Source organism: Microbacterium sp. USHLN272, assembly GCF_037149655.1.
Classification (GTDB): Bacteria; Actinomycetota; Actinomycetes; order Actinomycetales; family Microbacteriaceae; genus Microbacterium; species Microbacterium galbinum.
Genome location: NZ_JBBCRA010000001.1, coordinates 134,794 through 157,534 on the forward strand (window position 1 = coordinate 134,794; position 22,741 = coordinate 157,534).

General features: G+C 69.4%; 20 protein-coding genes. 15 read left to right on the forward strand and 5 right to left on the reverse strand.

Translation table 11 applies throughout. From position 1 onward, the window contains the following. Window positions 1-7: 7 nt before the first annotated feature. Entirely contained in the window at window positions 8-223 is a 216-nt protein-coding gene (locus WFJ97_RS00670) for a hypothetical protein (RefSeq protein ID WP_247622146.1), read from the reverse strand. Then, complete coding sequence (valS, locus tag WFJ97_RS00675; RefSeq protein ID WP_336640137.1) at window positions 223-2,838, reverse strand: valine--tRNA ligase; 2,616 nt, start codon at window positions 2,836-2,838, stop codon at window positions 223-225. Before valS ends, WFJ97_RS00670 begins: the two co-directional genes overlap by 1 nt. A 169-nt stretch (window positions 2,839-3,007) precedes the next feature. On the opposite strand from valS, the gene WFJ97_RS00680 reads away from it, so the two are divergent. From WFJ97_RS00680 to WFJ97_RS00695, 4 genes are read left to right on the forward strand one after another with little or no spacing between them, the layout of a single operon-like run. Further along, on the forward strand, window positions 3,008-4,618 hold the full coding sequence (locus WFJ97_RS00680) for an ABC transporter substrate-binding protein (RefSeq protein ID WP_336640138.1): 1,611 nt from the start codon (window positions 3,008-3,010) through the stop codon (window positions 4,616-4,618). Between the two features lie 33 nt (window positions 4,619-4,651). Further along, window positions 4,652-5,596, forward strand: a complete 945-nt coding sequence (locus WFJ97_RS00685; RefSeq protein ID WP_336640139.1) for an ABC transporter permease — start codon at window positions 4,652-4,654, stop codon at window positions 5,594-5,596. Further along, entirely contained in the window at window positions 5,593-6,405 is an 813-nt protein-coding gene (locus tag WFJ97_RS00690; protein WP_336640140.1) for an ABC transporter permease, read from the forward strand. The genes WFJ97_RS00685 and WFJ97_RS00690 overlap by 4 nt, the downstream gene beginning before the upstream one ends. Next, window positions 6,402-7,916, forward strand: a complete 1,515-nt coding sequence (locus tag WFJ97_RS00695; protein WP_336640141.1) for an ABC transporter ATP-binding protein — start codon at window positions 6,402-6,404, stop codon at window positions 7,914-7,916. The genes WFJ97_RS00690 and WFJ97_RS00695 overlap by 4 nt, the downstream gene beginning before the upstream one ends. A 9-nt stretch (window positions 7,917-7,925) precedes the next feature. Here the strand turns inward: WFJ97_RS00695 and WFJ97_RS00700 are convergent, their stop codons facing one another. Beyond that, window positions 7,926-8,576: a pentapeptide repeat-containing protein gene (locus WFJ97_RS00700; protein ID WP_336640142.1), complete on the reverse strand. Its 651-nt coding sequence runs from the start codon at window positions 8,574-8,576 to the stop codon at window positions 7,926-7,928. A gap of 280 nt (window positions 8,577-8,856) precedes the next feature. Between WFJ97_RS00700 and ileS the strand changes: the two genes are divergently transcribed. Genes ileS through ndk form a run of 4 tightly spaced genes read left to right on the forward strand, consistent with a single transcriptional unit; the run spans window position 8,857 to window position 14,393 of the window. Beyond that, window positions 8,857-12,207, forward strand: coding sequence for an isoleucine--tRNA ligase (ileS, locus tag WFJ97_RS00705; RefSeq protein WP_336640143.1), 3,351 nt, complete (start codon window positions 8,857-8,859; stop codon window positions 12,205-12,207). Then, window positions 12,204-13,556: a bifunctional folylpolyglutamate synthase/dihydrofolate synthase gene (locus WFJ97_RS00710; RefSeq protein WP_336640144.1), complete on the forward strand. Its 1,353-nt coding sequence runs from the start codon at window positions 12,204-12,206 to the stop codon at window positions 13,554-13,556. The genes ileS and WFJ97_RS00710 overlap by 4 nt, the downstream gene beginning before the upstream one ends. Then, the gene (locus tag WFJ97_RS00715) at window positions 13,553-13,975 is read left to right on the forward strand and encodes a DUF4233 domain-containing protein (RefSeq protein WP_247622155.1); all 423 of its coding nucleotides are present in this window, start codon (window positions 13,553-13,555) and stop codon (window positions 13,973-13,975) included. Before WFJ97_RS00710 ends, WFJ97_RS00715 begins: the two co-directional genes overlap by 4 nt. Before the next feature lies 1 nt (window position 13,976). Then, complete coding sequence (gene ndk, locus WFJ97_RS00720) at window positions 13,977-14,393, forward strand: nucleoside-diphosphate kinase (protein WP_067120383.1); 417 nt, start codon at window positions 13,977-13,979, stop codon at window positions 14,391-14,393. A gap of 63 nt (window positions 14,394-14,456) precedes the next feature. On the opposite strand, the gene WFJ97_RS00725 is transcribed toward ndk, so the two are convergent. Continuing rightward, window positions 14,457-15,074, reverse strand: coding sequence for a vitamin K epoxide reductase family protein (locus WFJ97_RS00725; protein ID WP_336640145.1), 618 nt, complete (start codon window positions 15,072-15,074; stop codon window positions 14,457-14,459). A 281-nt stretch (window positions 15,075-15,355) separates the two neighbouring features. Here WFJ97_RS00725 and WFJ97_RS00730 point away from each other — a divergent pair, with 281 nt between their 5' ends. Further along, entirely contained in the window at window positions 15,356-17,761 is a 2,406-nt protein-coding gene (locus WFJ97_RS00730) for an Rne/Rng family ribonuclease (protein WP_336640146.1), read from the forward strand. On the opposite strand, the gene WFJ97_RS00735 is transcribed toward WFJ97_RS00730, so the two are convergent. Continuing rightward, entirely contained in the window at window positions 17,726-17,992 is a 267-nt protein-coding gene (locus WFJ97_RS00735) for a DUF4031 domain-containing protein (RefSeq protein WP_247622158.1), read from the reverse strand. The genes WFJ97_RS00730 and WFJ97_RS00735 overlap by 36 nt on opposite strands. A 212-nt stretch (window positions 17,993-18,204) precedes the next feature. On the opposite strand from WFJ97_RS00735, the gene rplU reads away from it, so the two are divergent. The 6 genes from rplU to WFJ97_RS00765 all read left to right on the forward strand — a co-directional run bounded on the left by rplU (window position 18,205) and on the right by WFJ97_RS00765 (window position 22,740). Then, window positions 18,205-18,513, forward strand: coding sequence for a 50S ribosomal protein L21 (rplU, locus tag WFJ97_RS00740; protein ID WP_247622159.1), 309 nt, complete (start codon window positions 18,205-18,207; stop codon window positions 18,511-18,513). 18 nt (window positions 18,514-18,531) lie between these two features. After that, complete coding sequence (rpmA, locus tag WFJ97_RS00745) at window positions 18,532-18,789, forward strand: 50S ribosomal protein L27 (RefSeq protein ID WP_247622160.1); 258 nt, start codon at window positions 18,532-18,534, stop codon at window positions 18,787-18,789. A gap of 110 nt (window positions 18,790-18,899) precedes the next feature. Next, window positions 18,900-20,402, forward strand: coding sequence for a GTPase ObgE (gene obgE / locus WFJ97_RS00750; protein ID WP_336640147.1), 1,503 nt, complete (start codon window positions 18,900-18,902; stop codon window positions 20,400-20,402). Next, window positions 20,399-21,181, forward strand: coding sequence for a glutamate 5-kinase (proB, locus tag WFJ97_RS00755; RefSeq protein WP_247631998.1), 783 nt, complete (start codon window positions 20,399-20,401; stop codon window positions 21,179-21,181). Before obgE ends, proB begins: the two co-directional genes overlap by 4 nt. 29 nt (window positions 21,182-21,210) lie before the next feature. Next, the gene (locus tag WFJ97_RS00760) at window positions 21,211-22,464 is read left to right on the forward strand and encodes a glutamate-5-semialdehyde dehydrogenase (RefSeq protein WP_336640148.1); all 1,254 of its coding nucleotides are present in this window, start codon (window positions 21,211-21,213) and stop codon (window positions 22,462-22,464) included. A gap of 51 nt (window positions 22,465-22,515) precedes the next feature. Then, window positions 22,516-22,740: a hypothetical protein gene (locus WFJ97_RS00765; RefSeq protein ID WP_247632000.1), complete on the forward strand. Its 225-nt coding sequence runs from the start codon at window positions 22,516-22,518 to the stop codon at window positions 22,738-22,740. The last annotated feature ends 1 nt before the right edge of the window (window position 22,741 follow it).

A 22,741-nucleotide genomic window follows, 5' to 3' on the forward strand; every position in this document is an offset into this window, starting at 1 on the left:
CAGGGCGTCAGTCCTCGAACGGGCGGGCGATGACCTCACCCGTTGCCGACTGCAGGACCTCCCAGCCGGCGTCGAGCTCGGCGATCGCACGCCCCTCGAGCCAGGTGAGTGTCCAGTGACCGGTGACTCCGCGCGACTCGACCTCGGCGATCGCGGGGCGGAGAGCCGCGGGAACCGATGCGGGAGCCTCGGAACCGGTCGCCCAGCGCGTGCCCAGCTGCATCAGGAAGCCTCGGTCGGTGCGAGCTCGATGGCGGTGACCGCGAAGGCATCCGCCTCCACGAACTCCAGCTCGGCGATCCGGCCCACGGCCCGCAGGTCGTCGGCGGCGGCTTCGAGAGCAACGAGCTTCGTGGCAGGCGCGGCGATCACCGCACGTGACACCGGAGTCTTCTGCGACGCCTTGGCCTCGGTCTTCGCGCGGCGGATACCGATCAGCGCCTCGCTCGCGGCCGACAATACGGCGGTGTCGCCCTCGATGCCGAGAGCCTCGGGCCAGGCTGCGGTGTGCACCGAGCCCTCCTCGAACCACGACCACGCCTCTTCGGTCGCGAACGACAGCACGGGGGCGAGCAGCCGCAGCAGGGTCGACAGGGCGAGGCGCAGCGCGAGGGCGGCGGATGCCTGCCCCACGTCGTTCTGGTTGTAGGCGCGTTCCTTCACCAGCTCGAGGTAGTCATCGCAGAACGTCCAGAAGAATGCCTCGGTGATTTCGAGCGCACGGGCCTGGTCGTAGTTCTCGAACGCGGCGGTGGCCTCGGCGATCACTCCGTCGAGCGCGCTGAGCATCGAAGCGTCGAGGGCGTGCGTGACCTGAGCGCCCTCGGGCACCGGGAACGACAGCACGAACTTCGCCGCGTTCAGCACCTTGATCGCGAGACGACGACCGATCTTCACCTGCGTCGGGCTCTGCGGGTCGAAGGCGGCATCGGCGCCGAGGCGGCTCGATGCGGACCAGTAGCGCACGGCATCCGATCCGTGCGTCTCGAGGATGTCGGCGGGCGTGACCACATTGCCCTTGGACTTCGACATCTTCTTGCGGTCGGGGTCGACGATGAAACCGCTGATCGCGGCGTTGCGCCACGGCGAGCGGCCGTCTTCGAGCACGGATCGCAGCATGGTCGAGAAGAGCCAGGTGCGGATGATGTCCTGGCCCTGTGGGCGCAGGTCGAACGGGGCCGTGAGATTCCACAGCTCCTCGTCGCGCTGCCAGCCGCCGGCGAGCTGCGGGGTGAGCGAGGAGGTCGCCCAGGTGTCGAAGATGTCGGCCTCGGCGTCGAAGCCCCCCGCGACGCCGCGCTGGTCCTCGGTGTAACCGTCGGGCACGTCGGTGGTCGGGTCGATCGGAAGCGACGCGGCATCCGGCACGATCACGCGCTCGTAGTCGCGTTCGCCGTTCTCGTCGAGACCGTACCAGAGCGGGATCGGCACACCGAAGAAGCGCTGACGCGAAACGAGCCAGTCGCCCGTGAGTCCGCCGACCCAGTTCTCGTAGCGCACGCGCATGAAGTCCGGGTACCAGTTCAGCTCGGTGCCGTGCGAGAGCAGCTGCTCGCGCAAGTCGCCGTCGCGCGCGCCGTTGCGGATGTACCACTGGCGCGTCGACACGATCTCGAGCGGGCGGTCGCCCTTCTCGAAGAACTTCACCGCGTGGCTGAACGGCTTGCCGACCGCGGTCATGTCGCCGGTCTCCTGCAGCTTCTCGACGATCGCCTTGCGGGCGCTGAAGACCGTCTTGCCGGCGACCTCCTCGGCGTACCAGGCGCGGGCGTCGGCGTCGGCGACGGTCGAGGGCGCCTCCGGCAGGAAGCGACCGTCCAGGCCGATCGTCGTCATGTTCGGCAGCGACTCGCCGGCGGCGGTGCGCAGTTCGCGCCACCAGATGATGTCGGTCACGTCGCCGAAGGTGCAGACCATCGCGGCTCCCGTGCCCTTGTCGGGCTGAGCGAGGTGGTGACCGTGGATCTCGATCTCGGCGCCGAAGAAGGGCGTGCGCACCTTCGTGCCGATCAGGTGCTTGTGCGGGCCCTCGGGGTGCGTCACGATCGCGATGCATGCGGGGAGCAGTTCCGGGCGGGTGGTGTCGATGGCGATCGACCCCGATCCGTCCGCGAAGGGGAACTCGATCGTGTGATAGGCCGCCTGCTGCTCGCGGTCCTCGAGCTCGGCCTGCGCGATCGCGGATCGGAAGTCGATGTCCCAGAGCGTCGGCGCGAGGGCCTGATACGCCTCACCGCGCTCGATGTTGCGCAGGAAGGCGAGCTGGCTCTGGCGGATCGTGTCGTCCGAGATCGTGCGGTACGTCTGCGTCCAGTCCACGCTCAGGCCGAGCTGGCGGAACAGCGCCTCGAACTGCTTCTCGTCCTCGAGGGTGAGGCGTTCGCACAGCTCGATGAAGTTGCGGCGGCTGATCGGCAGCTGGTCGGCGGCACGGCTCGACTTGTTGTCGCCGCCCTCGAACGGGGGAGTGAAGTCGGGGGTGTACGGCAGCGACGGGTCGCAGCGCACTCCGTAGTAGTTCTGCACGCGGCGTTCGGTCGGGAGGCCGTTGTCGTCCCAGCCCATCGGGTAGAACACCGTCTTGCCGCGCATGCGCTCGAAGCGCGCCTTGACGTCGGTGTGCGTGTACGAGAACACGTGACCGATGTGCAGGCTGCCGGATGCCGTCGGCGGCGGGGTGTCGATCGAGTACACGCCGTCGCGGCCGGACTGCGCGGCGCGCAGGCGATCGAAGAGGTAGGTGCCCTGCTCCGCCCAGGCGGCGTCCCACTTCGCTTCGAGACCTTCGAGTGCGGGCTTGTCGGGAATCTGGTTCTGCGCGATTTCGGAAGCAGGCATGAAGGGTCTCCTCGAGCGATGTATGCGGCACTGTGTGAGCGTGCCTGAGTGTGGGTGTACCCACCAGTCTAGCGAGGGCGCGCGCGAGCGGATGCCGTCGCAAATCGACCCAGTCCAAGAATCGGTCCTAGACTGATCTCACCCCCATTTTTCGTTCTGAGGAATCGTCATGCCCGCAGCATCCGTGCGCCGTCTTCTCCCCGCCGCGGCGATCGTCGCCGTGACCGCCCTGGCGCTCAGCGCCTGCGCCACCCCCGGTGGGCAGGACGGTGACGGCGAGGTGGTGTGGTCGATCGAGGGTGCGAACCTCTCCGCCGGTCACATGGACCCGCAGGTCAGCCAGCTCGACGTGTCGGGCACGGTGCAGCGCGCGGTGCTCGACTCGCTCGTCTTCCAGGAGGAGGACGGCACGTTCTCCCCGTGGCTCGCGACCGACTGGACCGTGTCGGACGACAGCACGGAGTACACCTTCACGCTGCGCGACGACGTCACCTTCACCGACGGCGAGCCCTTCGACGCGGCGGCGGTCAAGGCGAACTTCGACCGCATCGTCGACCCGGAGACCGCATCCGCGCAGGCGGCGAGCATGCTCGGCGCCGACTTCTACGCGGGTACCGAGGTCGTCGACGACCACACGGTGACGGTGAGCTTCACCCAGCCCTATGCTCCCTTCCTGCAAGCGGCCAGCACGCCCCAGCTCGGGTTCTACTCGCCGGCCGTCCTCGCCGACTCCGCCGATCAGCTCAAGGCCGGTGGCCCCGGGATCACCGTCGGCACCGGGCCGTTCGAGCTCACCGAGTACACGCCCGACCAAGAGCTCGTGTACACGCGCAACGACGACTACGCCTGGGGGCCGCACGGCGAGGGGGCCCCGAAGTTCGAGACGCTGCGCGTCGAGATCCAGCCCGAGGCATCCGTCCGTGCGGGCGTCGTGACCAGCGGCGAGGCCGACCTCGCGAGCAACATCCCGCCGAACCTCGCCGGAGACCTCGGCGACGGTGTGAGCGTCGACTCCGTCGAGTACCCGGGGCTCCCGTACTCGCTCTACCTCAACGAGAAGTACGGCGTGTTCGCCGATGAGAAGGTGCGCCAGGCGTTCGCCCGCGGCATCGACATCGACCCCGCGGTCGAGGAGATCTTCTTCGGCCAGTTCCCCCGCGCCTGGAGCGTGTTGAGCTCGACGACGCCGGGTTACGACGCGGCTCTCGAGGGCACCTGGGCGTTCGACCCCGACGAGGCGAACCGCCTCCTCGACGAAGCCGGCTGGACCGAGCGCGACACCGACGGCATCCGCATGAAGGACGGCGCGCGTCTCTCCGCACGCTGGATCGCCTGGACGCCGGTGCCCGACGACCGCGCGGCCCTCGCGAACGCGATCCAGTCCGACCTGAAGAAGATCGGCTTCGAGGTCGAGCGCGAGGTGCTCGAGCCGGGCGCCTACAACGAGCAGTACGGACCGAAGACATTCGACCTGACCGACTGGGGCTTCTCGGGCGTCGACCCCGACTTCCTGCGCGCGCACCTGCACACCGACGGATTCCAGAACGCCTCGCAGGTCACCGATCCCGAGGTCGACGGGCTGCTCGAGCAGGCCGTGGCCACCAGCGATCAGGACCAGCGCAGTGCGATCTACACGCAGCTGCAGGAATGGAACGCGACCTACACGGCGATCGTGCCGCTCTACAGCCCGTCAGCGATCACCGCGGTCGGCGAGCGCATCGACGGACTCTCGTACGACCTCTACGGTCGGCCGCTGTTCTACGATGTGACGGTCGGCTGACCCGGGTCGACGCACGGCGGTGAGAGGAGAGCGGTGAAGGCTGCGCTCGCGAAGATCGCCGGTCTCGTCGCATCCGTGGTGGTCGTGCTGTGGGGCGCCGCGACGGTGGCGTTCCTGGCCTTCCGCGTGATCCCCGGTGATCCGGTCTCGGTGATGCTCGGCCCCCAGGCGCAGGTCAGCGAAGCGGTGAAGGACGGCATCCGGGAAGACCTCGGTCTGAACCGTCCACCGTTCGAGCGGTACGTCGACTATCTCGGCCGGCTGGTGCGCGGGGACCTGGGGGAGTCGTATCAGTTGCGGATGCCGGTGGCGGAGGTCATCGGTCGGCAGCTCGGGGCGACCCTGCAGCTGTCGGCGCTCGCGTTGCTCATCGCCGTCGTGATCGCTCTCTCCGTCGCGCTGCTCGTGCGTGGCGAGACAGCGCGTGCGGTCGCGACGGGTGTCGAGCTGGTCGTGCTCTCGTCGCCGGTGTTCTGGATCGGGCTGGTGCTGTTGAGCGTGTTCGCGTTCGGGCTCGGTTGGTTCCCCGTGTCGGGCGCGCGCAACCCCGCCACCATCGTGCTTCCGGCGATCACGCTCGCCCTGCCCGTCGCGGCACTGCTCGGGCAGGTGCTGCGCGACGGCCTCGTGCAGGCCGAGCGGATGCCGTTCGCCGAGACCGTGCGCGCTCGGGGTGCGAGTGCGGGGTGGTTCACGCTCCGGCACGGTCTGCGCCACGGGGCAGCGGGAGCCGTGACGCTGACCGCCTACCTCACCGGATCGGTGCTCGGCGGGGCGGTGCTGGTCGAGACCGTCTTCGCGCGGCCGGGGCTCGGACGGGTGACGCTCGCCGCGATCAGCGACCGCGATCTCCCCGTGATCTCGGGCATCATCCTGCTCAGTGCGCTCGTGTTCGTGATCGTGAACGTCATGGTGGAGCTGGTGCATCCGCTCATCGACCCGCGCGTGCGCGCGGTCGACCGTGGGGCGAGCCGATGAGCCGCGCGCAGCGGGTGCTGCTGTGGGCGGCCGTCGGGGTGCTGTGCCTCATCGCGTTCGCCGCCGCCTTTCCCGGAGTCCTCGCGACGCACGACCCCGTGCTCACCGATGTGCGGGGAGCATTGCTCCCGCCGAGTGCGGACCACCTCTTCGGCACGGACCAGAGCGGCCGCGACGTGTACTCCCGGGTCGTGTTCGGCGCCGCGCGTTCGGTCGGTATCGGGCTGCTCGCCACGGCGATCGCGCTGGTGGCCGGGCTCGCCATCGGAGCGGTCGCGGGTCTCGCACCCCGTTGGGTCGACGTGTCGCTGATGCGGGTGAACGACGTGCTCATGGCATTCCCCGAGTTCCTGGTCGCGCTCGTCGTGATCGCCGTGCTCGGGCCGGGGCCGGTGAACGTCGCGATCGCCGTGACGCTCGCCGCCGTGCCCGTGTACATCCGACTCGCCCGCGTGCAGACGCGCACCCTCCGCGTCGCCGAGCACGTGGAGGCCGCCCGCATCCTCGGCGTGCCGCGTCTGGTGGCGTTCTGGCGCCATGTCCTCCCCGGCGTGCTCGGATCGCTGAGCGTGCTGGCGACTATCGGCATCGGGTCGAGCATCCTCGCCGCCTCCGGACTCAGCTTCCTCGGACTCGGGCCGGCGGAGCCGACACCGGAGTGGGGCCTCATGCTCGCGGGCGGTCGGAACGTGCTCGGCCAGGCCTGGTGGATCTCGGTGTTCCCCGGTATCGCCATCACCGTCACGGTGGTCGCGGCGACGATCGTCGGTCGCGTGCTGCGGGCACGGGCGGAGGGGAGCGGGCGATGAGCGAGAACAGAGTGCCGGTGATCGAGGTGGAGAGCCTGCGCATCACGATCGACGGTGCCGCGGTCGTGGACGGGGTGTCGCTCACGGTGGCACCCGGCGAGTGCGTCGCGATCGTGGGTGAGTCCGGAGCGGGGAAGTCTCTCACCGCCCGGGCGCTTCTCGGGCTCGCTCCCCGCCGAGCCGCCGTCACCGCCGACGCGATGCGCGTCGGCGGCACGGACGTGCGCGGCCTCGACGAGCGCGGATGGCGAAGCGTGCGCGGGGCGCGCGTCGCCCTGGTGGCGCAGGACGCCCTCGTGGCCCTCGACCCGCTGCAGCGCATCGGATCGGAGATCGCGGAGCCTCTGCGCCTGCACGCGCGGGCGGGCGGCGCCCTGCGGGATCGGGTGCTCGCGCTGCTGCGCCGGGTCTGGATGCCGGACCCCGAGCGACGCGTGCGCCAGTATCCGCACGAACTCTCGGGCGGTCTGCGCCAGCGGGCGCTCATCGCCTCGGCGCTCGCCGCCGGGCCCGCCGCACTCATCGCCGATGAGCCGACCACGGCGCTCGACGCCACCGTGCAGGCGAAGATCCTCGGTCTGCTGAGGGAGATCGCGGATGCCGGTACCGCCGTTCTCTTCATCAGCCACGACTTCGCCGCCGTGCGCCTGCTCGCGGACCGGGTGCTGGTGATGCGCGACGGAGAGATCGTGGAGGAGGGCGCCGTCGCCGAGGTGCTCGAGGATCCGCAGCATCCGTACACCCGGCAACTCATCGCCGCGACCCTGCACGAGCCCCGTGAGGCGGGCGATGCCGGCGGTGAAACGGTCGCCTCGGTCGAGCGGGTCTCGGTGGCGTTCGCGGGGGTTCCCGCTGTCGTCGATGCCTCGTTCGACGTGCGTCAGGGAACGACACTCGGGATCGTCGGGGAATCCGGATCGGGCAAGACCACGCTCGCACGGGTGCTGTTGGGGGTGCAGGCGCCGGATACCGGGAGCATCCGCTGGAACGGGGCGCACCGGGTGCAGTTCGTTCACCAGAATCCGCTCGGCGCCTTCGATCCGCGCTGGAGCGTCGGCCGTTCCCTGCACGAGGCGCTCGCGGCGGGCGGCGTACCGCGTGCCGAACGTCGGGAGCGCGTCTCGGCCCTTCTCGGTGAAGTCGATCTCGATCCGTCCTTGGCCCGGCGTCGCCCGTCGGAGCTCTCCGGCGGGCAGAGGCAGCGCGCGGCGATCGCCCGCGCGCTCGCGGCGAATCCCGACGTACTCGTGCTCGACGAGCCGGTCTCGGCGCTCGATCCCTCGGTGCGGGAGCGCGTGCTGCGTCTGCTCCACCGGCTGCAGCGCGAAAGGCGGTTGACGATGGTCTTCGTCTCCCACGACCTCGACGTCGTGGCGGCGGTCGCCGACGACGTCCTGGTGATGCAGGGCGGCCGGATCGTGGAGCAGGGGGCGGTCGCCGAGGTGTTCGCGGCTCCGCAGCATCCGTTCACCCGGGAGATGCTCGCGGCGAGCGGCGTCCGCCGACCCTGATCGGGTCGCTCAGTCGGTGACGTGGATGCCGAGCCCCGCGGCGAACACGGGGGCGAGCTGCTGCACCTGGAAAGCCGTGAGCGTCGTGCCGCGCAGGCTGTTCGCGTCGAGGAAGGCGAGGGCGTCGAGTCCGCGCAGATCGACATCGGTCGCCCGCATGCCGCGGGTGTCGACCTCGTCGCTCGCCGAATCGGTGAAGCGCACCCGGGTGAGCTCCGCCTGGGGCATGTCGAGAGCGCGGATGCGGCATCCGATCACGTCGAGGTCTTCGACGCGGGCCGCTCCCAGGTTGAGGTAGTCGATGCGGAGATCGCGGAATTCGAGCTCGGACACCCGGGTGGTGCTGAGATCGAGCGTGCCGATGCGGCCGCCGGTCACCCGCAGGCGGCGGATGCCGGCGCCGCGGAGCTTGACCGACGCGGCGCGGATGCCGGTGACGTCGACGTCGAGCACGGTGGCCCCCGTGAGGTCGATCGTGTCGGCATCCGCGGTCACGACGCACTGCTCGAGCGAGGCGTAGGCGAGGTCGGCGTCGCCTGCGAGCTCGATACGTGCGGCGATGAGGTCGGCGTTGCGCGCGGCGACGGCGGCGTCGAGGTGATCGGGGAGGTCGGGAGGCGAGACGCGAGGTGCGACGGGGGTCTCGGGGGAGCGGGCCATTCCTCGAGCGTAGGGCGGAGCGCCGACACTCACGGGATCCCGCAGGCCCGCCGGGGCGCGTACACTGGAAGCACGAGCATCGATCCGGCATCACCGGGGAGCTCTCGGAAGAACGGCCCGGCGACGGGCTCAGTAGAACCGAGCGGGGCAGGCCCGTCACAGCCGCAGTGAGAGTGGCGTGAACGCACCGAGAGGGGCGGGAACGCACGCGAGGTGGTACCGCGGCCCGGCAGGGTCGTCCTCGCAGGAGCATCCGCCACGACGACCACTGCGAGACACGATGACCTACCCGCGTTCCTCCTTCGGCCCCGCCGCCGACGCCTCCGTCGCGCCCAGCCCCCGCTTCCCCCGGATCGAGGAGGAGGTGCTCGAGTTCTGGAAGACGGACGACACCTTCCGCGCCTCGATCGAGCAGCGTGAGGGCTCGCCCGAGTGGGTGTTCTACGACGGCCCTCCGTTCGCCAACGGCCTGCCGCACTACGGCCACCTGCTCACCGGCTACGCCAAGGACGTGTTCCCGCGCTTCCAGACGATGACCGGTCACAAGGTCGACCGCGTGTTCGGGTGGGACACCCACGGGCTCCCTGCCGAGCTCGAGGCGATGAAGCAGCTCGGCATCACCGAGAAGAGCGAGATCGAGTCGATGGGCATCGACGTCTTCAACGACAAGGCGAAGAGCTCGGTGCTGGCCTACACGCGCGAGTGGCAGGACTACGTCACCCGCCAGGCCCGCTGGGTCGACTTCGACCGCGGGTACAAGACGCTCGACCTCGGGTACATGGAGAGCGTGCTCTGGGCGTTCAAGACCCTGTACGACAAGGGCCTCGCCTACGAGGGCTATCGCGTGCTCCCGTACTGCTGGCGTGACGAGACCCCGCTCAGCGCCCACGAGCTGCGTATGGACGACGACGTGTACCAGATGCGTCAGGACCCGTCCGTCACCGTCACGTTCCCGCTCACGGGCGCGAAGGCGGAAGCACTCGGCCTCACCGCCGTGCGCGCCCTCGCGTGGACGACCACGCCGTGGACCCTCCCGACCAACCTCGCGCTCGCCGTGGGTCCCGACATCGAGTACGTCGTCGTGCCGGCCGGCCCGAACGGAGCGGCCGACGTGCACCAGGTCGCAGGATCCGCGGATGCCGCGGTCGAGGCCTCCGCCCACCGCTACCTTCTCGCCCGCGAACTGCTCGGCGGTTACGCGAAGGATCTCGGCTACGAGAGCGCCGAGGAGGCGCTCGCAGCGGTCGAGGCATCCGTTCGCGGATCCGAGCTGCAGGACGTCACGTACGACCGGCTCTTCGACTACTACGCGGATGCCGAGGTCTGGGGCACCGAGAACTCCTGGCGCATCCTGGTCGACGACTACGTCACGACGAGCGACGGCACCGGCATCGTCCACCAGGCCCCGGCCTACGGTGAGGACGACCAGCGGGTCGCGGGTGCCGCCGGCATCCCCACGATCCTGTCGCTCGACGACGGCGGGCGCTTCCTGCCGAGCGTGACCGACGTCGCCGGTGAGCTCTGGATGGACGCGAACACCCCGCTCGTGCGTCTGGTGCGCGAGAACGGCCGCCTCGTGCGTCTGCAGAGCTACGAGCACTCGTACCCGCACTGCTGGCGCTGCCGGAACCCCCTGATCTACAAGGCCGTGTCGAGCTGGTTCATCCGCGTGACGGACATCAAGGACGACATGCTCGCGAACAACGAGCAGATCACCTGGGTGCCCGAGAACGTCAAGCAGGGCCAGTTCGGCAAGTGGCTCGAGGGCGCGCGCGACTGGTCGATCAGCCGCAACCGCTACTGGGGATCGCCGATCCCGATCTGGAAGAGCGACGACCCCGAGTACCCGCGCGTCGACGCCTACGGTTCGCTCGAGGACCTCGAGCGCGACTTCGGTACGCTGCCGCGCAATCCCGAGGGTGAGATCGACCTGCACCGCCCGTACATCGACGACCTGACCCGTCCGAACCCCGACGACCCCACCGGCAAGAGCACGATGCGCCGCATCGAGGACGTGTTCGACGTGTGGTTCGACTCGGGCTCGATGCCGTACGCCCAGGTGCATTACCCGTTCGAGAACCAGGAGTGGTTCGACACGCACGCACCCGCCGACTTCATCGTCGAGTACATCGGGCAGACCCGCGGGTGGTTCTACGTGATGCACGTGTTGTCGACCGCGCTGTTCGACCGCCCGGCCTTCACCGGCGTCAGCTGCCACGGCATCGTGCTCGGCAGCGACGGCTACAAGATGTCGAAGTCGCTGCGCAACTACCCCGACGTCTCCGAGGTGCTCGATCGCGACGGTTCCGACGCGATGCGCTGGTTCCTCATGTCGAGCTCGGTGCTGCGCGGTGGCAACCTCGCGGTGACGGAGGAGGGCATCCGCTCGGGCGTGCGGGAGTTCCTGCTGCCGCTGTGGAACTCGTGGTACTTCTTCGCCACCTACGCGAATGCATCGGGTGACGGGTACGAGGCGTCGTGGCGCACCGATTCGACCGACGTGCTCGACCGCTACATCCTCGCGCGCCTCGGTGACCTCGTGCGCGAGGTGCGCGCCGACCTCGAAGGGCTCGACTCGACCACGGCCGCCGGTCGCCTGCGCGACTTCGCCGAGGTGCTGACGAACTGGTACATCCGCCGCTCGCGCGACCGCTTCTGGGTGGGTGTGAGCGAGGACCCGAAGAGCCGCGAGGCCTTCGACACCCTCTACACCGTGCTCGAGACGCTCACCCGCGTCGCCGCGCCCCTCGTGCCGCTCATCAGCGAGCGCGTCTGGCAGGGACTCACGGGCGGGCGCAGCGTGCACCTGCAGGACTGGCCGGATGCCGCGGCGTTCCCCGCCGCCGACGAGATCCGCGACGCGATGGATGCCGTCCGCGAACTCTCGAGCGTCGGCAACGCGCTGCGCAAGAAGGAGAAGCTGCGCGTGCGTCTTCCGCTCGCGCGCCTCACCGTCGTGTCGCCGCTCGCCTCGACGCTGGGGCAGTTCGAGGACATCCTGCGCGAGGAGCTGAACGTGAAGTCGGTCGAGCTCGTGGCACTCGCCGACACCACCGCCCACGACTACGGCATCGACCACCGCCTCAGCGTGAACGCGCGAGCGGCCGGACCGCGCCTCGGCAAAGAGGTGCAGAAGGCCATCCAGGCCGCGCGCTCCGGCGACTGGTCGGAGGTCGACGGTGTGGTCACGGCCGGAGGCATCGCCCTGGAACCGGACGAGTACGAGCTGGTGCTCGAGACGACGGGTCGCCCCGAGGGCGAGGCCCTCGCGATCGTGCCCACCGGAGGCTTCGTGCTGCTCGACACGCAGACGACCCCGGAGCTCGAGGCCGAGGGCCTCGCGCGCGATGTGATCCGCGCCGTGCAGGAGACGCGCAAGAACGCCGGCTTCGACGTGAGCGACCGCATCCGCCTGGATCTGCGGTTCGCGAGCGAGGAGGACGCGGATGCCGTCGCCTCCGCCTTCGAGATCGCGGATGTGGCGGGGGAGACGCTGGCCGTCGAGCATTCCCTGCACCGGGAGGACCGCCCCGTGGCAGGGGCCGAGTTCATCGCCGGCATCGCGAAGGGCACGTACGCGAACCGTGCGGCCTTCACGATCGCCGTGTCCCGGATCGGCGGTGCCGCATGAGTGCTCGCGAACGGGCGGATGCCGTCTACGAGACCCTTCTGGGGCGCGCGGGCGAGCGCTGGGTGCAGCCGCGCAAGGAGCGCACCGCGCGCATCCTCGCCTTCCTCGACGACCCGCAGCGCACCTACCGCGTCGTGCACATCACCGGGACGAACGGTAAGACGTCGACCGCCCGGATGATCGAGAGTCTGCTGCGCGCGCACGGTCTGCGCACGGGACTCTTCACGAGCCCGCATCTGGAGCGTTTCACCGAACGCATCATGATCGACGGCGAGCCGATCGACGACGCCGCCGTAGCCGACGCCTGGGACGAGATCGCCCCGTTCGTCGAGATCGTCGACGCCGAGCTCGAGGCCGCGGGCGACGCGCCGCTGACGTTCTTCGAGCTGCTGACGGTGCTCGCCTTCGTCGCCGTGGCGGATGCTCCGGTCGACGTGCTCGTGCTCGAAGTGGGCATGGGCGGCGAATGGGATTCGACCAACACGGCCGACGGCGACGTCGCCGTGTACTCGCCCATCGACATCGATCACGCGGACCGCCTCGGCGACACGATCGCGAAGATCGCCGAGGTCAAGGCCGGCATCATCAAGGACGGCGCAGCCGTAGTCTCGGCGCAGCAGCCGGCCGAGGCAGCCGAGGTGCTGCGCCGAGTCGCCGCCGAGCGGGGAGCGACGATCGCCTTCGAAGGCGACGACTTCGGCCTCGCCGAGCAGAAGCTGGCGGTCGGTGGGCAGCTGCTCACGATCCGCGGCCTGGCCGGCGATTACGTCGAGGAGTACCTGCCGATCTACGGCGCCCACCAGGGCCACAACGCCGCCCTCGCCGTCGCGGCGGTCGAGTCGCTCATCGGTGGAGCGTCGCAGCGGATCGCCGACGACATCATGTCGGAGGGTCTGCAGGGCGCCACGTCGCCCGGCCGCCTGCAGCTGCTGGGTGTCGCCCCGACCGTCGTCGTCGACGCCGCCCACAACCCGCACGGCGCGAAAGCGCTCGTGCAGGCGCTGGACGACAGCTTCGACTTCGACGAGTGGGGTGTGGTGCTCGGGGTCCTGGCCGACAAGGATGCCGCGGGCATCGTCGCGCAGCTCGCTCCTGCGGCGGCGCATGTCTTCGCCACGGCCCCCGACTCCGATCGCGCGTCGGACGCCGATGTGATCGCCGACCTCGTCGAGCAGACGGGACAGCGCGCCACCGTGCATCCGACCCTCGCCGATGCGGCCGATGCCGCGCGGGAGTGGGCCGCGTCCAACGACCGCCGAGCGGTCGTCATCGCCGGATCGGTCGTGCTCGCGGGCGAGGCGATCGCCCTCGCCGAGGAAGAGGACTGGAAGTCCGGGTGGCGCGCGTGACCTCCAGCGCCGCCGGCGGACGCGCTCCACGCCCGCCCCGTCCGCCTCGTACCCTCGTGCAGAAGCTCGCGCCGGTCGTGCTCGGCTTCGAGTCGATCGTCGTGTTCCTCGTCGGACTCACGATCTTCGGACTGCGCTCGCTCCCGCCGGCCATCCCGCAGTGGTGGGGGATCGTGGGCGGCATCGTGATGGCGCTGGTCTGCATCGCCATCGCCGGGATGATCACCCGGCCCTGGGCCATCACCGCAGGGTGGATCGTGCAGGTCATCATCGCCCTGTCCGCGATCCTGGTTCCGTCCATCCTGTTCGTCGTCCTGATTTTCGGCGGCATGTGGGCGTATGCGACCATCAAGGGGGCGCGGGTGGATGCACAACGCCCGACCGAGCCCTCGACCGAGACTCAGACAGAGAGTGAATGACATGGCCACCGAAGAAACCCTCGTCCTCGTCAAGCCCGACGGCGTCGCTCGCGGCCTCACCGGCGCGATCCTCGCCCGCATCGAGGCGAAGGGCTACGCGCTCGTCGACATCCGCCTCGTCGAGCCCGACCGCGACCTGCTCGCCGCGCACTACGCCGAGCACGAGGGAAAGCCGTTCTACGAGCCGCTCCTCGAGTTCATGCTGTCGGGGCCGTCGGTCGCGATCCGCCTCGCCGGCAACCGCGTGATCGAGGGATTCCGTTCCCTCGCCGGCACGACCGACCCGACGACCGCAGCCCCCGGCACGATCCGCGGCGACTTCGGCCGCGACTGGGGCCTCAAGGTCCAGCAGAACCTCGTGCACGGCTCGGACAGCCCCGAGAGCGCTGCACGCGAGCTCGGCATCTGGTTCGACTGAGTCGCACTCCATGAGAAAGGCCCGTCCGCTGCGGAAGCGGACGGGCCTTTCTCGTGTGCGGAGTCAGCCGCCGGTGATGATGCGCACCATCTCGCCGAGGAAGTCGATGCCCTTGGTCTGCGCCATCAGCACGATGATCGCGTAGGCGATGACCGTGGCCAGCGGCACCCACGCCATGAGCTTGTCGGCCCGCTGCTGCGCCGCTTCGTGGCGGGTGAAGGTGCCGTTGCGGGTGAGATGCAGCATGGTGGCGAAGAACGTCGGGATCGTCACGGCCCACGTGACCATGCACCACGGGCACAGGACGATGAGGTCGTAGATGCTCTGCGAGATGAGCCAGCAGACGAAGCCGAAGGCGAAGGTGATGCCGACGCCGAAGAGGGCCCAGAACCAGCGCGGGAAGCGGGCGCCGGCGAGGATCGCGACACCGACGACGAGGGGTGCCATCCACCCGGTGAGGCCGAGGATCGGGTTCGGGAAGCCGAACACCGATCCCTGCCAGGACTCGAGGTTCTTGCCGCACTGGATGAAGGCGCTCAGGTCGCACGACAGCGCGGCGTCCGGGTCGGCGAGGAGCACGAACTTCTCGACCGTGAGCTGGAAGGCGGCGAACCAGCCGATCACGCTCGCGATGATCAGCCAGACGGCGAAGATGACGGGGCGGGTGCGCTGCTCGCTCATCTGAGGATTATCTCAGCGACGGCTATGGATCGGGCGAGAACGGGGCCGGAGAAAATCTCCGGACGTGCACGGATGCCGCATTCTGCGGAACTTGGTGCGATAATGGCCTGTGACGCGATGAGCGGCCCAGCCGTGACACGTGTCGACGCAGACTTCGGGGCCCATGCCCCACGCGACCAGAGCTACGAGCCGGTCGCAGATCGAGTGAGTTCGCGGCACCCGCGGGTGCCGCATGAGTTTCGCGGAACACTCCGGTGATCCGCGCAGGGAGCAAGCCAGAGATGGCCGATGAGAACAATGACAACAACACCCCTACCCTCGACTTCTCGGCTGACGCCGCGGAAGAGCTGACGGAGTCCCCGACTCCCGAGGGCGAGACTCCGGAAGACGAGGCCCCGGCCGAGTCGGATGCTCCCGCAGAGGTCGCACAGGTCGAGGAGACCGTCGTGGACGAGCCCGCGGTCGAAGAAGAGCCCGCGGTCGAGGAAGAGCCCGCGACCGAGGAGCCCTCGGCTGAGGAGGAGCCCGTCGCCGAGGAGCCTTCGGTCGAGGCACCCGCCGCTCCCGAGGCACCTGCCACTCCCGAGGAGCCCGCCGCGGTCACCGCCGTGTCGCTGGGTCTGCTCCCCGAGGTGTTCGTGTCGCAGGTCTCCACCCAGCTGCACTTCTACGCCCCCGAGATCGTGCCGCTGCCGGCACGCCCCGGTCGTGGCCCGGCTCCCGAGCGCGAGCTCGACGATGCCGACGGCGGTCGTCGCGGACGCCGCCGTCGTGGCGGATCCGAGGGCGACGACCAGCGCGATGCTCCCCGTCAGCGCCAGCGCGTCGTCGAGTACATCACCGAGCCGAAGGCGATCAAGGGCTCCACGCGTCTCGAGGCCAAGAAGCAGCGCCGCCGTGACGGACGCGACGCCGGTCGCCGTCGTCCGGTCGTCACCGAGGCCGAGTTCCTCGCCCGCCGCGAATCCGTCGACCGCAAGATGGTCGTCCGATCGAAGAACGGCCGCACGCAGATCGGCGTCCTCGAGGACGGGGTCCTCGTCGAGCACTACGTCGCGCGCAACCAGGACGCCTCCCTCATCGGCAACGTCTACCTCGGTCGTGTGCAGAACGTGCTCCCGAGCATGGAGGCCGCCTTCGTCGACATCGGCCGTGGCCGCAACGCCGTGCTCTACTCCGGCGAGGTCGACTGGGACGGCGTCGAGACCGGCAACCAGCCCCGTCGCATCGAGCTCGCCCTCAAGCCGGGGGACCGCGTGCTCGTGCAGGTCACCAAGGACCCGGTCGGACACAAGGGCGCCCGCCTGACCAGCCAGATCTCGCTCCCCGGCCGTTACCTCGTGTACGTCCCCGGCGGTTCGATGAACGGCATCAGCCGCAAGCTGCCCGACAACGAGCGCGCGCGTCTCAAGCGCATCCTCAAGGAGGTGCTGCCGGAGTCGTCCGGCGTCATCGTGCGCACGGCCGCGGAGGGCGCGACGGAGGACCAGCTCACGCGCGACGTGCAGCGTCTGACCTCGCAGTGGGAGCACATCCAGAAGCAGGTCGAGAGCCAGCAGGCTCCCGCGCTGCTGCACGCCGAGCCCGACCTGCTCGTCAAGATCGTCCGCGACGTCTTCAACGAGGACTTCACGAAGATGCTCATCCAGGGCGAGGAGTCGCAGCGCACGATCCGCTCCTACCTCGAGAGCGTCGCCCCCGACCTCCTCGAGCGTGTCGAGTCGTACGAAGACGCCGCCGACCCCTTCGACGCGTTCCGGATCACGGAGCAGATCGAGAAGGCGCTCGACCGCAAGGTATGGCTGCCGTCGGGCGGTTCGCTCGTGATCGACCGCACCGAGGCCATGACCGTCGTCGACGTCAACACCGGGAAGTTCGTCGGCTCCGGCGGCAACCTCGAGGAGACGGTCACCAAGAACAACCTCGAGGCCGCCGAGGAGATCGTCCGCCAGCTGCGCCTGCGCGACATCGGCGGCATCATCGTGGTCGACTTCATCGACATGGTGCTCGAGTCCAACCGCGACCTCGTGCTGCGCCGTCTCATCGAGTGCCTCAGCCGCGACCGCACCAAGCACCAGGTCGCCGAGGTCACCTCGCTCGGTCTCGTGCAGATGACCCGCAAGAAGCTCGGCCTCGGCCTCCTCGAGACCTTCAGTGAGGCGTGCGAGGTCTGCGCCGGCCGAGGTGTGATCGTGCACCACGACCCCGTCGTCAAGCACCGCTCCAACGGAAACGGTGGGAACGGCAACGGGGGCAACGGCAACAACCAGAGCGGCCGCCGTCAGCGCGGTGGCAACGGTGGCGGACAGAGCCAGAGCGCCCCGCCCGCTGCGAACGTGACGCACAGCATCCCCGAGGGTGCGAAGTCGGCCCTGGCACAGATCGCGGCATCCACGAAGGCTCCCGCCGAGGGTGCCGGCGATGCGGTCGTCGTCGACGAGGCGCCGATCGAGGCGCCGGAGCGCGCGAAGAAGCCCCGCAAGAAGCGTGGGTCGGATCGCAAGCCCGCGCCGCGCAGCCAGGCCGAGCAGCTGCTCGACTCGGTACTCGACGCCCTCCCGGAGCCGAAGGCACCGGGACAGGGTCGTGGACGTCGTCGTGTCAGCACCGCGGCGCTCACCGGAACCCCGGTGTCGGTGAACGGCGAGGCGTCAGCGCCGGTCGCGAGCGGGGATCCTGAGGCCTGAGGCGATCAGCCGTCGGACGAGTTCCTTGCCGCCGACGTGCTGGGCGCCGCCGGCGACGAGCCGGGGGATGCTCTCCTCCGGCACGTCGTAGTGGTCCAGATCGAAGGCGCGCGGGGGGAGATCGTGGCTGAGCGCGAACGCGTGCAGCTCGTCGAGGCTCTCGTCGCTGACGAGGTGCGCCCACAGGCGTCCGTGCGCGGGCCAGAGCGGGTCGTCGACGAGAACGGTCATCCCGCAAGCCTATGACCGGACACACCCCTCGGCTCACTTTGCGAGTGGCTCCGGCATCCGGTAAAGTAGTCCCTTGGTGCGTATGCCGCGTCGTCCTCGTCGGTCGAAGCGGAGAGTCTTGCATTCGCACCCGTCGCCCCGCGGCGCATGCAAGCAACAGTCTTCCCGTGAGATTCTCGGAGCCGCGAGCTCCCCAACGAAACAGGTATGAAGTGGTTTACGCAGTAGTGCGCGCCGGTGGGCGGCAGGAGAAGGTCGAGGTCGGCACGATCGTTCAGCTCGACCGTGTGCAGGCTGCCCAGGGCGAGAAGATCGAGCTTGCCGCTGTGCTGCTCGTCGACGGCGCTACGGTGACCACCGACGCCGACAAGCTGGCCAAGGTCAAGGTCACCGCCGAGGTCATCGGCAACCTCCGCGGCCCGAAGATCATCATCCAGAAGTACAAGAACAAGACCGGCTACAAGAAGCGCCAGGGCCACCGTCAGGAGCTCACGCGCGTCAAGATCACCGGCATCAAGTAAGACCGAGGAGACCAGGACATGGCACACAAAAAGGGCGCAAGCTCCACCCGTAACGGTCGTGATTCCAACGCTCAGCGCCTCGGCGTCAAGCGCTTCGGCGGCCAGCAGGTCAACGCCGGCGAGATCATCGTCCGTCAGCGCGGCACCCACTTCCACCCCGGCGTGAACGTCGGCCGTGGCGGCGACGACACGCTGTTCGCGCTGTCCGCCGGTGCGGTGCAGTTCGGCGCGAAGGGCGGCCGCAAGGTCGTCAACATCGTCGCTGCAGGCGAGTAATCGCCGCACAGCAACAGACATCCGGTTCGGGGCGGGCTTCGGCTCGCCCCGTCCGTGTATCTGCCCACCGATTCCGATGGGCAACAGCTACCACCTGAGGAGACCGACACATGGTCACGTTCGTCGATACCGTGACGCTGCACCTGCGCGCGGGTAAGGGCGGCAACGGCTGTGTCTCGGTGCACCGCGAGAAGTTCAAGCCTCTCGGTGGCCCGGACGGCGGCAACGGCGGAGACGGCGGCGACATCGTGCTCGTCGCCGACCCGCAGACCGGCACGCTGCTCTCGTACCACCACTCTCCGCACCGCTCGTCGCCCAACGGCGGATTCGGCATGGGCGATCACCGTGCCGGGTTCATGGGGGAGGACCTCGAGCTTCCGGTGCCCGTCGGAACCGTCGTGAAGAACACCGACGGCGACGTGCTGATCGACATGATCATCCCGGGCGAGCGTTTCGTGGTGGCGAAGGGCGGCCTGGGCGGCCTGGGCAACGCTGCTCTCTCGTCGCCCAAGCGCAAGGCTCCGGGCTTCGCGCTGCTGGGTACGCCGGGGTACGAGGGCGATGTCGTCCTCGAGCTCAAGACCGTCGCCGACGTGGCGCTCGTGGGATACCCCTCGGCCGGCAAGTCGAGCCTGATCGGCGCGATCTCGGCCGCACGGCCGAAGATCGCCGACTACCCGTTCACGACGCTGCACCCGAATCTCGGTGTCGTGCAGGCCGGCGACGCGCGCTACACCGTCGCCGATGTGCCCGGGTTGATCGAGGGCGCCAGCGAGGGGCGCGGTCTCGGACTGGAGTTCCTGCGCCACGTCGAGCGCTGCTCCGCGCTGCTGCACGTGCTCGATTGCGCCACGCTCGAGCCGGGGCGCGACCCGCTCTCCGATCTCGACGTCATCCTCGCCGAACTGGCCGCCTACGAGGTGCCCGAGGGGCAGACCCCTCTGCTGGAGCGCCCGCAGTTCGTCGCCCTGAACAAGATCGACGTGCCCGAGGCGCGTGATCTCGCCGAGCTCGTCCGCCCCGATCTCGAGGAGCGCGGATTCCGCGTCTTCGAGATCTCCACCGTCTCGCACGAGGGTCTGCGTCCGCTGACCTTCGCTCTCGGTGAGCTCGTCAAGAAGGTGCGCGCCGAGCAGGCCGCCGTCGAGGTGCCCCGTGAGCGCGTCGTCATCCGTCCGCGTGGCTCCAAGAAGGAGTTCACGATCCGGGTCGAGGGCGGCACCTACGGCAACGTCTACCGCATCATCGGCGAGAAGCCCGTGCGGTGGGTGCAGCAGACCGACTTCCAGAACGAGGAGGCCGTCGGTTACCTCGCGGACCGGCTCGAGAAGCTGGGCGTCGAGGACGAGCTCTTCCGCCTCGGTGCGGTGCAGGGATCGACCGTCGTCATCGGCGAGGGCGACAGCATCGTCTTCGACTGGGAGCCGACGATGACCTCGGCCGCCGAACTCATGACGGCCCCGCGAGGGACCGACCCGCGTCTCGCGCCGAATGCGCGACGCACGACGTCGGAGCGTCGTGAGAACTACTACGAGCGAATGGATGCCAAGGCCGCGGCGCGCGCGGAGGTCGAGGCCCAGCGCCTCGCCGCCTATCGCGAAGAGGGCGAGTGACCGCACGCTCGCGTGCAGACCTCGCCACGGCTGCGCGCATCGTCGTCAAGGTCGGATCGTCGTCGATCAGCGGTGAGGCGTCCTGGCGCATCCCCGTTCTCGTCGAGGCCCTCGCGGCCGCGCACGGGCGGGGAACCGAGGTCGTCCTCGTCTCGTCCGGTGCGATCGCGTCCGGCATCCCGTTCCTGCGTCTCGACGCCCGCCCCACCGATCTCGCGACCCAGCAGGCGGCCGCGGCCGTCGGTCAGAACATCCTCGTCTACCGGTACCAGGAGGCGCTGCGTCCGTTCGACATCGTCGCGGGCCAGGTGCTGCTGACGACCGGTGATCTCGAGAACCCCACCTCGCGCAGCAACGCCCGTCGCGCGATGGAGCGCCTTCTCGGGCTGCGCGTGCTCCCGATCGTCAACGAGAACGACACGGTGGCGACCCAGGAGATCCGTTTCGGCGACAACGACCGCCTGGGAGCCCTCGTCGCTCAGCTGATCGAAGCCGACGCTCTCGTGCTGCTCAGCGACATCGAGTCGCTCTACACGCGCCCGCCCTCCGATCCCGGTGCCGAGCCGATCGACGTGATCGCCGCGGATGCCGATCTGAGCGGACTCGAGTTCGGGGCGACGGTCGTGAACAGCGTCGGCACCGGGGGAGCGGCCACCAAAGTTTCCGCCGCCCGGCTCGCGGCCGCGTCGGGGATCGGCGTGCTCGTGACGAGTGCCGATCTGGTGGATCGGGCGCTCTCGGGCGCCGAGGTCGGCACCTGGTTCGAGCCCGCCGTCTGAGCGGGATCGGTGCGCCCTAGACTGGGCGGATGACCGATCAGACCCCGCAGGTGCGCCTCGAGCGCGCGAAGGAGGCGTCGCGCGCGACGGCCGCTCTGACCAGCGGCGACAAGGAGCGCGTTCTCGAGGAGATCGCCCTCGGACTCGAACGCGACGCCGAGCGCATCATCGCCGCCAACGAGCTCGACATCGCGCGCGGAAACGAGAACGGGATCGGCGACTCGCTGATCGACCGTCTGCGCCTCGACGACAAGCGCGTCGCGGCTCTCGCCGCCGCCGTTCGCCAGGTCGCCGCGCTCCCGGACCCGGTGGGTCGCGTGGTGGGCGGGCATCGGATGCCGAACGGTGTCGCCCTCGAGCAGATCCGAGTGCCCTTCGGCGTGGTCGGCGCGATCTACGAAGCGCGGCCGAACGTCACGGTCGACATCGCCGCTCTCGCACTGCGTTCGGGAAACGCGGCCGTTCTCCGGGGCGGCAGCGCCGCGCGTGAGTCGAACACCGTTCTCGTCGAGGTCATGCGGGAGGCGCTGGTGCGATCCGGCGTCACCGCCGAGGCGATCCAGACCGTCGACGACTTCGGTCGGGACGGAGCCACGGCGCTCATGCACGGACGCGGCTACATCGACGTGCTCGTTCCGCGCGGGAGCGCAGGGCTCATCGAGACCGTCGTCACGGAATCGACCGTTCCGGTCATCGAGACGGGGGCCGGGAACGTGCACATCGTTCTCGACGAGTCGGCGCCGGACGACTGGGCCCGCGACATCGTGGTCAATGCGAAGGTGCAGAGGCCGAGCGTCTGCAACGCGGTCGAGACCGTTCTCGTGCATCGTCAGGCGGCGCCGCGCCTGGTGCCTCTCGTGGCCAGTGCGCTGCAGAGCGAGGGCGTGGCGATCCACGGCGACGACATGGTCGCCGGGCTCGTGTCGAACGTCATCCCGGCCACGGAGGAGGACTGGGCGACCGAGTACCTCAGCCTGGACATCGCGATCAAGGTGGTCGACGACCTCGACGAGGCCCTCGCGCACATCCGCCGCTACAGCACAGGTCACACCGAGTCGATCATCACGACCGACACCCGCAACGCCGAGCGTTTCCTCGCCGAGGTCGATTCCGCGGTCGTCATGGTCAACACCTCCACCCGCTTCACCGACGGCGGCGAGTTCGGCTTCGGCGCCGAGGTGGGCATCTCGACGCAGAAGCTGCATGCGCGGGGCCCGATGGGTCTCGCCGAGCTCACGAGCACGAAATGGCTGGCGCGTGGGTCGGGGCAGACGCGCGGCTGAGGGCTAGACTGGATCGCGCTGCACTGACTCAGGTCACGAAACGGAGAAACGATGAACCTCATCGCACAGGTCGCGATGGCCGCTGCGGAAACCGAGCACCACGGCAACGTTGCCCTCGAGACCGTGATCTTCGGTGTGATCGCCGCGATCATCTTCGCCTTCCTCGGTCTCGTGACGCTGTCGTACCGCAACGTCGCCAACCGTCACTCGGCCAAGGCCGAGGCCTGGGCTGCGAAGCACGGCAAGGACGGCCACGGGGCAGGGCACGGCCACTAAG